We start from the raw sequence: 13982 nt of genomic DNA on the forward strand, positions 1-13982 counted from the left end.
GTCCAACCGACGAGATAATTCCCAAGGAATCTCGCTCAACAGGGAAAAGCGATGGCCGACGGCGCCACAATGTGTCTGGCCGTTTCACTGTCTCCGGAAGCCGCCCCTTCCCATCCGCCCGGCGCCGGCCCGGACTTCAGTCTGCTGGCGCGGTTCGTGCAAGAAGCCGAAGCGGCCGGCCTGGACATGGTGTTGCTCGGCGATTCCGCGCCGGTTGCAGGTGGGCCGAACCGGCAAATGCGCTTCGAAGCGACGACCTTGCTGGCAGCGCTGGCTACGGTGACAAGCAGGATCGGCCTCGTCGCGGCAGCGTCGACGGTCGCCCACCAGCCCTACAATCTCGCGCGTCGTTTCGCCTCGCTCGATATTATCAGCCATGGTCGCGCCGGCTGGAACGCGAGCATGAGGCCCGAACCGCGCGAGGCGGCTAATTTCAGCCGGCCGGAGGGGTTTTTCGGCGACGATTTCCGCCTGCGCGCAGAGGAATTCATCGGCATCGTGCAAGGTTTGTGGAAAGGCTGGGACGCAGACGCGCTGCTGTTCGACAAAGTTGCCGGCCGCTTCTTCGATCCCGAGAAGATGCACCTTCTCGACCACAAGGGGGAATATTTTTCCGTGCGCGGGCCGCTCAACGTAGCGCGGTCGCCGCAGGACACGCCGGTGCTGGTCATGTCCGGCCTGTCCGAGCCCGCCATGGATATTGCCGCCCGCACCGCCGATGTCGTCCTGCTGGATGAGCCATCGGTCGAGCCGGCGAAGGCTGGCGATCTGACGCACCGTGCGCTTACTTTCGGGCGCAGGCCGGAGGCGCTGAAAGTGCTGATGAACGTTACCGGCAGCGCCGAAACAACCGCCGCGCCGGACCTGTTTGCGGACAGGCTCGAAGAGTGCTTTCGCTCGAAAGCCTGCGACGGTTTCAACATCGCCATGCCGTTCACATCGTCGCTCGACGATTTCGTCGGTCTCGTGCTGCCGGAGCTTCGCCGCCGCGGCCTTGTCCGGTCCGGCTACAGCGCCGCGACACTGCGCGCCCAGCTCGGGCTTGCAGGGGAGGATCGGCAATGAGCGCCGGTCGGGGCCAGATGAAGCTCGGCGCCTTCCTGTGGGCGACAGGCCACCACATCGCCGCCTGGCGCCATCCGCAGGCGCATGTCACGGCCGGTATCGACATCGATCATTACATCCAGCTGGCGCGGACGGCGGAAGCGGCAAAGTTCGACATGATCTTCTGCGAGGACGCCGCCGGCGTGCGCGAGGCCAATGTCAACATCGCCAGCCAAACGTCGCGCTCGATCGGCTTCGAGCCGATCAGCCTGCTTGCGGCGCTCGCGGTGCAGACGGAGCGCATCGGCCTCGTCTCAACGGCGTCGACGAGCTATAACGAGCCTTACGGGCTGGCGCGAAACCTTCCTGTCGCTCGACCATCTGAGCGGCGGCCGAGCCGGCTGGAACCTTGTCACTTCGGCCAGCCAGATCGAGGCCGCCAATTTCGGCTCGACCGGACTGCGCCCACATGCGGACCGCTACGAACGCGCGCGCGAATTCGCTGCCGTGGTTGCTGGCCTTTGGCAAGGCCAGGGTGGACACGAAGGCAGAAGTTTTTCGACGCGTGACCCGCTCGATCTGCCGCGCTCGCCACAAGGTGCACCGGTTATGGTCCAGGCGGGAGCGTCGGATGAGGGCCGCGATCTCGCCGCCCGGACCGCCGATGTGGTGTTCACTGCGGCGCAAACATTCGAGGAGGCAAAGGCCTTCTACGACGACCTCAAGGGACGGCTGGCGGCCCATGGGCGCGAGCCGGGGGACGTCAAGATCATGCCCGGCATCGCGCCGGTCGTCGCGGCAAGCGAAGCGGAAGCCCGGGCAAAACATGATGAACTGCAGGAGCTGATACCGGACGATGTCGGTGTCGCGCTGCTTTCCAGCTATCTCAGCATATCCGATCTCGCGCGCTATCCCATCGACGGACCGCTGCCCGAGCTGCCGGCCAGCGAAGGCATGCAGAGCCGGCAGGCGCTCGTCATCGCAATCACGCCGCGACAAGCTGTCCATTCGCCAGCTTGCCCGTCATTTCGCCGGCGCGCGCGGCCATTGGCGCGTCGTCGGAACGCCCGCCCAGATCGCCGACGAGCTCGAAGCACGCTTCGAGGGCGGCGCGGCGGACGGTTTCAACGTCATGCCATCCTATTTTCCCGGCCAACTCGATGCCTTTGCCACACTAGTCGTGCCGGAGCTGCAGCGGCGCGGGCTGTTCCGTACGGATTATGAAGGCAGCACGCTGCGCGACCATCTGGGCTTGAAAAGGCTGGCGTAAACGACGAGCGGAACGAAAGTCGGAGATCGCCGTTTTGGGATGCTGTGCCGCGCGGCGATGAGGGCGTCTGCGCGCATGTTCGATTGACCTTCCACAAACTTCGCCTTTTTTTAAACCAAGCGGACGCAACCGCCACAGGAGCCGATCATGGATGCCATCGCCACCCGCAACGACCTGCAATCCAATGCCAAGAAAGAGTGTATCGATCTTCTCAATGCCCGTCTTGCCGACGCCATCGATCTGGCCTTGATCACCAAGCAGGCGCACTGGAACGTCAAGGGACCGCAATTCATCGCCATCCACGAGATGCTCGACACGTTCCGCGAGGAGATCGACGGCCATGTCGACACCATTGCCGAGCGCGCCGTACAACTCGGCGGGACGGCGCTCGGCACATCGCAAGAGGTGTCGAAGGCGACTATGCTCGAGGCCTATCCGACCGACATCCACAAGACCCGGGATCATCTGGCGGCGCTGATCGACCGCTATGCCGCAACCGCCAAGCGGGCACGCGCGGCGATCGACGAGGCGGCTGGCGCGGGCGATGCCGACACCGCCGACATCTTCACCGCCTATTCACGCTCGCTCGACAAATTGCTGTGGTTCCTTGAGGCGCACACGCAGGAGAAGGAATAGCCAAAACGTCAGCCGGCCATCGCCTTGCGGCGAGGGGTTTTGGACTGAGCGGACGGTGCCGCCGCATGGCCGGCCAACGCCGTCATAATCTCGGCTACGGCGAGTGCGGCGATCACCTGCGGGCGCTTGTCCTTAACGGCATCGCCGCCGATCGGCGAGACGAGGCGGGCAAATTCCGCCTCGCTTCCGTCCGCCGATTTCAGAAACCAGTTCCGGAACGTCGCCTTCTTGGTTCTGGAGCCGATCATGCCGACATAGGCGGCATCCCGGCGTTTCAGAGCCTCGGCGACGATCAGGAAGTCCAGCGCGTGGTCATGGGTGACGACGACGAAGGCCGATCCAGCCGGGGCTTCGCGCACCATCGCCTCAGGCATCGGCGTCAGCTTGGTTTCGACTGCTTCCGGCATGCCTTTGAGCGCCTCGGCTCGCGTCTCGACAACGACGATATGCACCGGCAGCAAGGCCATCGCCGAGGCCAGCGCTTGGCCGACATGGCCGCCGCCGAGGATGTAGACATGCGGTAGCTGCGCTTCCTCGGCTTCCGCCGCCGCAACCAGCTTGGCTTCAAGCGCGGGGTCGACCAGCTGGATCAGCAGCTCGACCCTGCCGCCGCAGCACTGCCCGATCTCCGGGCCGAGCGCGATGTCGAGGGTATCCCTCCCCCTTGAGGAGAGGGTGGCGGCGAAGCCGCCGGGTGGGGTCGCTGCGGCAGTGCTCGACGCACCGGCGGTGCCTTCTGAGACGACCCCCTCTGGCCGCTCCGCGGCCATCTCCCCCTCAAGGGGGGAGAAAAGCATCTGCCGCGCTTTGTCGATCGCCATGTATTCGAGCTGGCCGCCGCCGATCGTGCCGAAAGTGGCCGATCCTGAGACGAGCATGAAGGCACCCGTCTCGCGCGGCGTCGAACCTTTTGTCCCGGCCACCTCAACTAAGGCGACCCGGCCGGCGCCGGCAAGAAAGGCTTTCAGGCTCTGCACTTTCGCGTTCATAATTTCGTGTTCCCTATCGGGAAATATAGAGTTTTTCGGCCTGAATTGCACGTTTCCGGGATTCAAGTGCCGGTCCTGGCTTCCCGCTTCAGCCGTTCGATCGCCATCAGCACACGCTCCGGCGTGGCCGGCGGGTCGAGGCGTGGGCAGATCTTGTGGCCGGCAACGCTCGCCACTGCGTCCGACAGCGCATGCAGCACCGACATTGCGAGCGGAAAGGGCGGCTCGCCGACCGCCTTGGAGCGGTACACCGTCGGCTCGCCTGCTTGCGCCCAGTCGGCCAAAGTCACATTAAAAATCTTCGGCCGGTCCGACGCGAGCGGGATCTTGTAGGTCGATGGCGCATGGGTGCGCAGCCGCCCCTTGTCGTCCCACCACAGTTCCTCCGTTGTCAGCCAGCCCATGCCCTGGATGAAGCCGCCCTCGATCTGGCCGAGGTCGATGGCGCGGTTCAGCGAGCGGCCGGTTTCGTGCAGGATGTCGGTACGCTCGACGATATATTCGCCGGTCAGCGTGTCGACAGAGACTTCCGAGCACGCGGCGCCATAGGCGAAATAATAGAAGGGCCGGCCCTCGCCCTTGTCGCGGTCCCAATGGATTTTCGGCGTCTTGTAGAAACCCGCCGCCGAAAGCTGGATGCGCGCCATATAGGCCTGCCTGACGAGATCGGCGAAGGCGATCTCCTGGTTGCCGATGCGCACGCGGTTGGGCAGGAACAGCACCTGGTCGCGCGGCACCTGGTATCTCTCGACGGCAAAATTGGTCAACCGGTCCTTGATCTGGCGGGCGGCATTCTGCGCCGCCATGCCGTTGAGATCGGAGCCGGAAGACGCGGCGGTGGCCGAGGTATTCGGCACCTTGCCGGTCGTCGTCGCGGTGATCTTGACCTGATCGAGGTCGATCTGGAACTCTTCCGCCACAACCTGCGCCACCTTGACATAGAGGCCCTGCCCCATCTCGGTGCCGCCGTGGTTCAGATGCACCGAACCGTCGGTATAGACATGCACCAGCGCGCCGGCCTGGTTATAATGGGTGGCGGTGAACGAGATGCCGAACTTGACCGGCGTCAGCGCCAGTCCGCGCTTGATGAAGCGGCTGTTGGCATTGAAAGCATCGATGGTGCGGCGGCACCTCGCATAGTTGGAACTCGCCTCCAGCTCGGCGACTATGCGGTGGATGATGTTGTCCTCGACCGTCTGGTGGTAGGGCGTGATGTTGCGGTCTGAGGTGCCGTAGAAGTTCTTCTTGCGGATTTCGAGCGGGTCCTTGCCGACGGCAAACGCGACTTCGTCGATGACGCGCTCGGCGCCGACCATGCCTTGCGGGCCGCCGAAGCCGCGAAAGGCGGTGTTCGATACCGTATTGGTGTAAAGCGGCGCCGACTGCGCGTGCACCGCCGGCCAGAAATAGGTGTTGTCGCAATGGAACAGCGCGCGGTCGGTGACCGGGCCGGAGAGGTCGGCCGAGAAGCCGCAACGCGCCGCGAACATGAAATCTACGCCCAGAATATTGCCCTCGTCGTCGAAGCCGACCTCGTAGTCGACGAGGAAATCGTGGCGTTTGCCGGTGGCGATCATGTCGTCGTCGCGGTCGGGCCGGATTTTTACGGCTCGATGATGTTTCTTCGCGGCGATAGCGGCCAATGCCGCAAACTGATTGCCTTGCGTTTCCTTACCGCCGAAAGCGCCGCCCATCCGGCGGATTTCCACCGTCACCGCGTGGCTCGAAACACCGAGCGCATGGCTGACCATGTGCTGGATTTCGCTCGGGTGCTGGGTCGAGGAATAGATGGTGACGTCGTGGTCCTCGCCAGGGATGGCCAAGGCGATATGGCCTTCGAGATAGAAATGCTCCTGGCCGCCGATGCGCATTTTTCCCTTCAGCCGGCGCGGCGCCGCATTGATCGCAGCCGCTGCATCACCACGCTTCAGCGTCAGCGGCGGCGTGACCAGCTTGTCTTTCCCGGGATCGAGCTCGCCGATATCGGCGATGAACGGCAATTCCTCGTATTCGACCTTGGCCAGCCTTGTCGCGCGGCGCGCCTGCTCGCGGGTTTCAGCGATGACACAGAAGATCGGCTGACCGAAAAATTGCACCTTGCCGTCGGCCAGCACCGGCTCGTCGTGACGGCCGGTCGGCGAAATGTCGTTCTCGCCCGGCACGTCGCTCGCGGTCAGCACATCGACGACGCCGGGTGCGGCGCGTACCGCCGAAAGATCCATGCTGGTGATGGTGGCATGCGTCGCCGTCGAAAGCCCAAGGCAGCCGTGCAGCGTGCCGGCCGGTTCCGGCATGTCGTCGATGTAAACGGCCGTGCCACTGACATGCTTGTGCGCGGAATCATGGCGCTGGTCAGTGGCGACGCCGCCGGCGATTTTTTGCGCCTTCAGGTTTGGCGTGGCGTGCTTGTTCATCATGCCGCCTCGTGCCGTGATACCTGGATCGGCGCCCGGGTGCCGGTGGTTTCGGCAAAGAAGCGCAGCAGCAGGTTGCGTGCCGCCAGCGCCCGGTATTCGGCGCTTGCCCGCATGTCGGTCAGCGGGGTGAAATCGCCGGCGTACGCGGCCATCGCCGCCTCGACCGTCGCTTCCGTCCAGGGCCTGCCCAGCAATGCCTTTTCGACGCCAAAGGCGCGCTTCGGCGTTGCCGCCATGCCGCCATAGGCGATGCGCACATCCGCCACCGTGCCATCCTCGGCGAGCTTCAGGAAAAACGCGCCCAGCGCTGCTGTGATGTCTTCGTCGCGGCGCTTGGTGATCTTGTAGACGGCAAATTTCGTCTCGCCGGCCGGCACCGGGACATGCACGGCCTCGACGAATTCGCCGGGCTGCCGGTCCTGTCGGCCATAAGCGATGAAGAAATCCTCCAGCGGGATCGTCCGCCGCTTGTCGCCGCGGCGCAGCGTCAGGCGGGCACCGAGTGCGATCAGCGGCGGCGGCGTGTCGCCGATCGGCGAACCGTTGGCGATATTGCCGCCGATGGTGCCCATGTTGCGCACCTGATCGCCGCCGATGCGATCGAACAGCGGGCCCAGCGCCGGGATGCGTTTCGCCAGTGTCGAGAAGGCCTCGCTATAGGTGACACCGGCGCCGATCGAGATGACGCCCTTCTCCTCGGAAATCCCGCACAGGCCATCGAGATTGCCGATGAAAATCACCGGCGCAATATCGCGCATGTGCTTGGTCACCCAAAGGCCGACATCGGTCGAACCCGCGACGATGGTGGCGCCCGGCTCCTTGACCAGCACGCTGGCCAGATCGTCGGCATTGGCCGGCACGATCAGCCGCTCGTTGCCGGAGCCGATCTCGATGCGCGAACCGTCCTTCATCGCCTCGAGCTTGGCCGTAACTGCCTTGCGCTCCGGCGCCAGCGGATCCTTTGCCGCCTTGCCGTAGCTTGAGATGGCACGTGCGGCGCGCATGATCGCCTCGTAGCCGGTGCAGCGGCAGAGATTGCCCTGCAGCGCCTTTTCTATTGCCGCGTCCGACGGCTCCGGCGACCGCATCCACAGCGCATAAAGCGACATGACGAATCCCGGCGTGCAGAAGCCGCATTGCGAGCCGTGGAAATCGACCATCGCCTGCTGCACGGGGTGCAGCTTTCCTGCGCCGCCGCGCAGATGCTCGACGGTCACGACATGCGTGCCGTCTAGCGAGCCAAGGAAGCGGATGCAGGCATTGACGCTTTCATAGACCAGTCTGCCGGCCGAGAGCCTGCCGACCAGCACCGTGCAGGCGCCGCAGTCGCCCTCAGCGCAGCCTTCCTTGGTGCCGCGCAGCGAGCGGTCGAGCCGCAGCCAGTCGAGCAGGGTCTGGTCGGGTGCAACCGTGCCGAGCGCGACGTCCTCGCCATTGAGGATGAAGCGGATTTCGTTGCGTGTCTTGATCCCGGCCATCTCAGCTTCCCCGGTAGGTCGAATAGCCGTACGGCGACAGAAGCAGCGGCACATGATAGTGCATCGGCTCGGCCATACCGAAGCGGATCGGCACATGATCGAGGAAGGCCGGTTCCGCCAGTTTTGTCCCTTGCCCGCGCAGATAATCGCCGGCCGCAAAGACCAGCTCGTATTGGCCGGTGCGGAATTCCGCGCCGGCAAGCAGAGGAGCATCGCAGCGGCCGTCATCATTGGTGACAACCGTTTTCAGATGCGTCCGGGCCTGCCCGTCAAGATGATAGAGCTCGATCGACAGACCGGCCGCCGGTTTGCCGGCCGCTGTGTCGAGGACATGGGTCGTCAGGCGCCCGCCTTCGGCTTTCGACGTTTCCGCCACTAGCTGCTCCATTCCCTGAACGGTCGAACACTATTCATGAATTGTGCGCCAATTAAAGGCGATGCATAAGTCCCGGTCGAGCGGAGCGCGACAAAAACACTTTCAAAAATTTCGGGGGAATGCGCAGGCACTCCTTTCGACTATCCTGATCACAATTTCCGGCAGGAGCGAGAATGCGTTACGAACGAGACATGCGCGGCTACGGAGCCAATCCGCCGGATCCGAAATGGCCCGGCGGGGCGCATGTCGCGGTGCAGTTCGTCGTCAATTACGAAGAGGGCGGCGAGAATTGCGTCCTGCACGGCGACAAGGCTTCGGAGGCTTTCCTGTCGGAGATCGTCGGCGCCGCGCCCTGGCCCGGCCAGCGCCACTGGAATATGGAATCGATCTACGAATACGGCGCCCGAGCCGGCTTCTGGCGATTGCTGCGCCTGTTCAGCGAGGCACAGGTGCCGATCACCTGCTATGGCGTGGCCACGGCCCTGGCGCGTTCGCCCGACCAGGTTGCGGCGATGCAGGAGGCCGGGTGGGAGATCGCTTCGCACGGACTGAAATGGATCGACTACCGCGACCATACCCCGGAAGACGAGCGTCGCGACATGGAGGCGGCGATCCGGCTGCATTATGAGGTCACAGGGGCGCGGCCGACCGGCTGGTACACCGGCCGCACCTCGATCAACACGGTGCGGCTGGCGGCGGAAGAGGGCGGCTTCGACTATGTGTCGGACACATATGACGACGAACTGCCCTACTGGTTCGAGCATGTGACACCGGACGGGTCGGCGAAGCCGCAGCTGATCATCCCCTACACGCTCGACGCCAACGACATGCGCTTTGCCACGCCGCAGGGCTTCAATTCGGGCGACCAGTTCTTTGCCTATCTCAGGGATAGTTTCGATACGCTCTATGCCGAGGGCAAGGCAGGGCGGCGGCGCATGATGAATATCGGCCTGCACTGCCGCCTGGTTGGGCGGCCGGGCCGGGTCGCGGCACTGAAGCGCTTCATCGACTACGTCAAATCGCACGACAAGGTCTGGCTGGCACGGCGCATCGACATTGCAAAACATTGGCAGGAGACGCATCCGTTCCGGTTGCCGGCGCTGCGCCCGTCGAAAATGGAATTCGAGGCCTTCGTCCACACATTCGGCGGCGTGTTCGAGCATTCGCCGTGGGTTGCCGAGCGCGCTTATGGGCTGGAGCTCGGCCCGGCCCATGACAGTGCCGGCGGCCTGCACAATGCGCTCTGCCGCGTGTTTCGCGCAGCAAGCGAGGCCGAGCGGCTTTCCGTGCTCAATGCCCACCCCGATCTTGCCGGAAAACTGGCGCAGGCCAGAAGGTTGACGGACGAATCGGCCAAGGAGCAAGCTTCGGCAGGGCTCGACGCGCTGACCGAGAAGGAGCGCGAGCTGTTCGCAAAACTCAATGCCGCCTACGTCACCAGTTTCGGTTTCCCCTTCATCATCGCGGTGAAAGGCAGGACCAAGGCGGAGATCCTGGCCGAGTTCGAAGCGCGTATCGGCAACAGCCACGACGTCGAATTCGAAACCGCCTGCAGACAGGTCGAGCGCATCGCGCTGCTTCGTCTCAAGGACATGCTTCCGCAATAGGCCTTGGCTGCCGCGATAGGCCCTGGCTTCCGCAACAGGCTTGAATTTATGGATATGATGAAAATGGCCGAGCGAACCTATTATGCGCCGCAAGGCGGACATCCCGGCCAGAGTGAATTGCTGACCGGCCGCGCTGTGTTCACACAGGCCTATGCCGTGATCCCCAAAGGCGTGATGCAGGACATCGTCACCAGCGCTTTGCCGTTCTGGGATGGGACACGCGTCTGGGTGCTGTCGCGGCCGCTGTCGGGTTTTGCCGAGACGTTTTCGCAATACATCGTCGAGCTCGCGCCCGGCGGCGGCAGCGACCGCCCTGAGCTTGACGCCGCCGCCGAAGGTGCGCTGTTCGTGGTCGAAGGCGAGCTATGCGTTTCGCTTGCCGGCAAGAAACATAGCTTAAGGCCGGGCGGCTTTGCCTTCCTGCCGCCGGCGAGCGGGTGGACGGTGCGCAATGAAAGCGGCGCCGCCGTCCGCTTCCACTGGATCCGCAAGACTTATGACGCAGTCGACGGCATCGACCAGCCGCAAGCGTTCTTCGCCAACGAACAGGACATCGCGCCGACGCCGATGCCGGGTACCGAAGGCCGATGGGCGACGACGCGCTTCGTCGATCCGGCCGACATGCGCCACGACATGCATGTCACCATCGTCACGCTCGAGCCTGGTGCGGTCATTCCCTTCGCCGAGACGCATGTCATGGAGCACGGGCTCTATGTGCTGGAGGGCAAGGCGGTCTACCGTCTCAACCAGGACTGGGTCGAAGTCGAAGCCGGCGACTATATGTGGCTGCGCGCCTTCTGCCCGCAGGCTTGTTATGCCGGCGGGCCGGGCAAATTCCGCTACCTCCTCTACAAGGACGTCAACCGCCACGCCAAGCTTGGCAGCGCCGGCGTCGCGAGACCTACACCATGACGCGGATCGTCGCGCGGCCGCTGACCCGCAAGAATTTCGCCGAATTCGGCGACGTCATCGATATGGGCGGCGACAACCACTATCCGATCAATGGCGGCAAGGCCGAGCGCTACCACGACCTCGCCACCGCGGAAGCACGAGGACCGAATGCGCGCGTGCTGATCTCCATCGTGCGTGGCACGCCCTATGAGCTGCCGTTGAAGCTGACAATGGTGGAGCGCCATCCGTTCGGCAGCCAGGCCTTCATCCCGCTGTCACCACGGCCGTTCCTGGTCGTCGTCTGCCATGATGGCGAGGAAGGACCTGGCGAGCCGCACGCCTTCATCACGGCGCCCGGGCAAGGCGTCAACTACCCGCGCAATCTGTGGCACGGCGTGCTGACGCCGATCGGCGATGTCCAGGATTTTGTGGTCGTCGACCGCGGCGGCGACGGCTCCAACGTCGAAGAGTGTCATTTCTCACACCCTTACGAAATCCATCTTCCCGACGGGAGCCGGTGATGACCGACATTTCGCTGATCGATCGCCTGCTCGATGTCATCGAGCACGACATCGTGCCGAAGACCGTCGAAGGCGTCGCGCACGGCAACAAACTGTTCGGCGCAGCGATCCTGCGCAAGGACGACCGTTCGCTGGTGCTTGCCGAAACCAACAACGAGATCGAAAATCCGCTCTGGCACGGCGAGATGCACTGCCTGAAGCGCTTCTACGAAATGCCTCAGGCCGAACGCGTCGATACCAAGGACGCGATCTTTCTTGCCACGCACGAACCCTGTTCGCTCTGCCTGTCGGCGATCACCTGGACCGGCTTCGACAATTTCTACTATCTTTTCAGCCATGAGGATTCGCGCGACAGCTTCGACATCCCGCACGATCTGAAGATCCTGAAGGAGGTCTTCACCCTCGATCCCGGCGGCTACAATGCCGAGAATGCCTACTGGAGGAGCTTTTCGATCCGCAAATTGGTGCGATCGCTGCCTGAGACCGAACGCAAGCGGCTGGAAGCGCGGATCGGCACAATATCAGCGCGCTATGACGAATTGTCCGCCGCCTATCAGGCCGGCAAGGACGAAAACGACATTCCGCTGAATTGACGCGGATTGACCAGCCGAATTCGTTGACTGGCCCACGACGCGCTCTCACGGACTCCATCATCTGGCGCTCCTGGAGTTCGCCCGCATGAAAATCGTCACTGAATTCCCACGAAAGATCGTCGAATTTCCGGATATGGGGATCATCATGCCGGACGGCTGCCGGCTGTCCGCGCGGGTGTGGATGCCGGCCGATGCTGCCGACGATCCAGTGCCGGCAATCCTCGAACACCTGCCCTATCGCAAACGCGACGGCACGATCTATCGCGATCAGCTGACGCATCCCTATTTCGCAGGCCATGGCTACGCCTCGATCCGCGTCGACATGCGCGGCAATGGCGATTCCGAAGGGCTGATGGACGACGAATATTCCGAGCAGGAATTGCAGGACGCTTGCGACGTCATCGCCTGGGCGGCGGACCAGCCCTGGTGCAACGGCAATGCCGGCATGATGGGCATTTCGTGGGGCGGCTTCAACTGCCTGCAGGTGGCGTCTAAGCAGCCGCCGGCGCTGAAGGCGGTCATCAGTCTCTGTTCGACGGTCGACCGCTATGCCGACGACATCCACTACAAGGGCGGCTGCCTGCTGATCGAGAATTTCGGCTGGGCCTCGACCATGCTGTCCTATTCGTCAAGGCCGCCGGATCCGTTGCTGGCCGGTGACAACAGATGGCGCGACCTGTGGCTGACCCGGCTGGAGAACCAGCCCTTCCTGGCGCCGCTATGGCTGAGGCACCAGCATCGCGATGCCTATTGGAAGCGCGGCTCGATCTGCGAGGACTATTCCGCCATCCATGCCGCGGTGCTGTCGATCGGCGGCTGGCATGACGGCTATCGCAATACGATTTCCCACCTCGCCGCCAACATCGAGGCGCCGGTCAAGGGCATCGTCGGCCCGTGGATCCACAAATACCCGCATTACGCCGCGCCCGAACCGCGCATCGGCTTCCTGCAGGAGGCGTTGCGCTGGTGGGACCGCTGGCTGAAGGACATCGACACCGGCGTCGAGGCCGACCCGGCATACCGGGCCTATGTCATGGACAGCGTGCGTCCGGCGCGCTGGCATCCCGAGCGCCCGGGCCGCTGGGTCGCTGAATCGGAATGGCCGTCACCCAACATCAAGACGCAAGAGGTTGAGCTTATCGCTGAAGGCAAGCACGCTATCGTCGCTTCGCCGCAAAGCTGCGGCCTTGCCGGCGGCGAATATTTCCCCTTCACCTTTGGACCGGAACTGCCGGGTGACCAGCGTCCCGACGACGCGCTGTCGGTATGTTTCGACCAGCCGGTGCTGACCGAAGCGATCGACATCGTCGGTGCTCCCGAAGTTTTGGTCAGAGTCTCGGCGGACCGGCGCCAGGCGAACATCGCGGTTCGGCTGTGCGACGTCCACCCGGACGGAGCGTCGGAGCTGATTTCCTACGGCGTGCTCAACCTGACGCATCGCAACTCGCACGAATTTCCCGAAGCGCTGGTGCCCGGCGAAACCGTCAGCGTGCGGGTGGTGCTCGACCAATGCGCCTACCGCGTGCCGGCCGGCCACCGCTTGCGCGTTGCCGTTTCGAACGCCTACTGGCCCATGATCTGGCCGTCGCCGGAACCGGTCCGGCTCGAATTGTCGGCCGCGACATTGATGCTGCCGCTGCGCCCGCCGGCGACGGGCGATGAGGTCACCTTCCCCGCCCCCGAAGGCGCGACGCCCTGGGCAACGGAGACACTTCGGCCCGCCAATTCCGAACGTCATGTCGATCGCGACGAAAAGACCGGACTGATCACGCTTTCCATCGTCGACGATTTCGGCGAAGTGCGCGACCTGGAGCATGGCCTCACCCACGGGAGCATCGCCAGAGAGACATGGGCGATCCATCCCGACAATCCGCTGTCAGCGTCGGGCAAGACGCATTGGACCCAGACGCTGTCGCGAAATGAATGGTCGATGCGCACCGAAACGTTCGCCGAAATGCGCTCCGACGCGCAAAGCTTCATGGTTAGCGCCAGAATTGAAGCCTATGAAGGCGAGAAACTGGTCTTCGAGCGCAACTTCAAGGAGAAAATCCCGCGCGTACTGCTTTGAGCGCTTATAGCGATTGGTCCAATTGCGACGCACGATTTACGCCACGGCATGTCGCATTCGGTCTTGCTTACCGCTTTCCCTTACGGTCATTA

The 13982-nt window shown here is 63.6% G+C and carries 11 protein-coding genes and 1 pseudogene; 8 read left to right on the top strand and 4 right to left on the bottom strand.

Going from position 1 to position 13982, the window contains the following annotated elements; all coding sequences use genetic code 11:
• Nucleotides 1-51: 51 nt before the first annotated feature.
• The 3 genes and pseudogenes from NKH98_RS18255 to dps all read left to right on the top strand — a co-directional run bounded on the left by NKH98_RS18255 (nucleotide 52) and on the right by dps (nucleotide 2950).
• Nucleotides 52-1065 (top strand): LLM class flavin-dependent oxidoreductase, encoded by a 1014-nt coding sequence (locus NKH98_RS18255; RefSeq protein WP_352900350.1) that lies wholly within the window; start codon nucleotides 52-54, stop codon nucleotides 1063-1065.
• A pseudogene (locus tag NKH98_RS18260) lies at nucleotides 1062-2314 on the top strand (LLM class flavin-dependent oxidoreductase). Before NKH98_RS18255 ends, NKH98_RS18260 begins: the two are co-directional and overlap by 4 nt.
• A gap of 147 nt (nucleotides 2315-2461) precedes the next feature.
• Nucleotides 2462-2950 carry a DNA starvation/stationary phase protection protein Dps gene (gene dps, locus NKH98_RS18265; RefSeq protein WP_023676226.1) on the top strand — a complete coding sequence of 163 codons (489 nt, stop codon included), beginning with the start codon at nucleotides 2462-2464 and terminating at the stop codon, nucleotides 2948-2950.
• A gap of 8 nt (nucleotides 2951-2958) precedes the next feature.
• On the opposite strand, the gene xdhC is transcribed toward dps, so the two are convergent.
• From xdhC to uraH, 4 genes are all read right to left on the bottom strand, one after another.
• Nucleotides 2959-3939: a xanthine dehydrogenase accessory protein XdhC gene (xdhC, locus tag NKH98_RS18270; RefSeq protein WP_352900353.1), complete on the bottom strand. Its 981-nt coding sequence runs from the start codon at nucleotides 3937-3939 to the stop codon at nucleotides 2959-2961.
• Between the two features lie 62 nt (nucleotides 3940-4001).
• Complete coding sequence (gene xdhB, locus NKH98_RS18275; protein WP_352900509.1) at nucleotides 4002-6353, bottom strand: xanthine dehydrogenase molybdopterin binding subunit; 2352 nt, start codon at nucleotides 6351-6353, stop codon at nucleotides 4002-4004.
• Nucleotides 6353-7834, bottom strand: coding sequence for a xanthine dehydrogenase small subunit (gene xdhA / locus NKH98_RS18280; protein ID WP_352900356.1), 1482 nt, complete (start codon nucleotides 7832-7834; stop codon nucleotides 6353-6355). The genes xdhB and xdhA overlap by 1 nt, the downstream gene beginning before the upstream one ends.
• Nucleotide 7835: 1 nt before the next feature.
• Complete coding sequence (gene uraH, locus NKH98_RS18285; protein ID WP_352505907.1) at nucleotides 7836-8210, bottom strand: hydroxyisourate hydrolase; 375 nt, start codon at nucleotides 8208-8210, stop codon at nucleotides 7836-7838.
• 173 nt (nucleotides 8211-8383) lie between these two features.
• Here uraH and puuE point away from each other — a divergent pair, with 173 nt between their 5' ends.
• From puuE to NKH98_RS18310, 5 genes are all read left to right on the top strand, one after another.
• Nucleotides 8384-9817: an allantoinase PuuE gene (gene puuE / locus NKH98_RS18290; RefSeq protein WP_352505908.1), complete on the top strand. Its 1434-nt coding sequence runs from the start codon at nucleotides 8384-8386 to the stop codon at nucleotides 9815-9817.
• A 63-nt stretch (nucleotides 9818-9880) separates the two neighbouring features.
• Nucleotides 9881-10729 (top strand): bifunctional allantoicase/(S)-ureidoglycine aminohydrolase, encoded by an 849-nt coding sequence (locus tag NKH98_RS18295; RefSeq protein ID WP_502894275.1) that lies wholly within the window; start codon nucleotides 9881-9883, stop codon nucleotides 10727-10729.
• Nucleotides 10726-11229: an ureidoglycolate lyase gene (locus NKH98_RS18300; protein WP_352900361.1), complete on the top strand. Its 504-nt coding sequence runs from the start codon at nucleotides 10726-10728 to the stop codon at nucleotides 11227-11229. The genes NKH98_RS18295 and NKH98_RS18300 overlap by 4 nt, the downstream gene beginning before the upstream one ends.
• Nucleotides 11229-11822: a nucleoside deaminase gene (locus NKH98_RS18305; protein WP_352900364.1), complete on the top strand. Its 594-nt coding sequence runs from the start codon at nucleotides 11229-11231 to the stop codon at nucleotides 11820-11822. The genes NKH98_RS18300 and NKH98_RS18305 overlap by 1 nt, the downstream gene beginning before the upstream one ends.
• An 85-nt stretch (nucleotides 11823-11907) precedes the next feature.
• Complete coding sequence (locus NKH98_RS18310; RefSeq protein ID WP_352900366.1) at nucleotides 11908-13890, top strand: CocE/NonD family hydrolase; 1983 nt, start codon at nucleotides 11908-11910, stop codon at nucleotides 13888-13890.
• The last annotated feature ends 92 nt before the right edge of the window (nucleotides 13891-13982 follow it).

It is taken from the genome of Mesorhizobium sp. M0833 (genome assembly GCF_040319905.1).
Classification (GTDB): Bacteria; Pseudomonadota; Alphaproteobacteria; order Rhizobiales; family Rhizobiaceae; genus Mesorhizobium.

What these genes read in the sequence shown, in the direction of transcription:
- xdhA (WP_352900356.1), bottom strand. Translation starts at nt 7,834, where the DNA reads ATGGCCGGGATCAAGACACGCAACGAAATCCGCTTCATCCTCAATGGC.
- NKH98_RS18255 (WP_352900350.1), top strand. Translation starts at nt 52, where the DNA reads ATGGCCGACGGCGCCACAATGTGTCTGGCCGTTTCACTGTCTCCGGAA.
- NKH98_RS18295 (WP_502894275.1), top strand. Translation starts at nt 9,881, where the DNA reads ATGGCCGAGCGAACCTATTATGCGCCGCAAGGCGGACATCCCGGCCAG.
- NKH98_RS18300 (WP_352900361.1), top strand. Translation starts at nt 10,726, where the DNA reads ATGACGCGGATCGTCGCGCGGCCGCTGACCCGCAAGAATTTCGCCGAA.
- xdhC (WP_352900353.1), bottom strand. Translation starts at nt 3,939, where the DNA reads ATGAACGCGAAAGTGCAGAGCCTGAAAGCCTTTCTTGCCGGCGCCGGC.
- NKH98_RS18305 (WP_352900364.1), top strand. Translation starts at nt 11,229, where the DNA reads ATGACCGACATTTCGCTGATCGATCGCCTGCTCGATGTCATCGAGCAC.
- xdhB (WP_352900509.1), bottom strand. Translation starts at nt 6,353, where the DNA reads ATGAACAAGCACGCCACGCCAAACCTGAAGGCGCAAAAAATCGCCGGC.
- dps (WP_023676226.1), top strand. Translation starts at nt 2,462, where the DNA reads ATGGATGCCATCGCCACCCGCAACGACCTGCAATCCAATGCCAAGAAA.
- puuE (WP_352505908.1), top strand. Translation starts at nt 8,384, where the DNA reads ATGCGTTACGAACGAGACATGCGCGGCTACGGAGCCAATCCGCCGGAT.
- NKH98_RS18310 (WP_352900366.1), top strand. Translation starts at nt 11,908, where the DNA reads ATGAAAATCGTCACTGAATTCCCACGAAAGATCGTCGAATTTCCGGAT.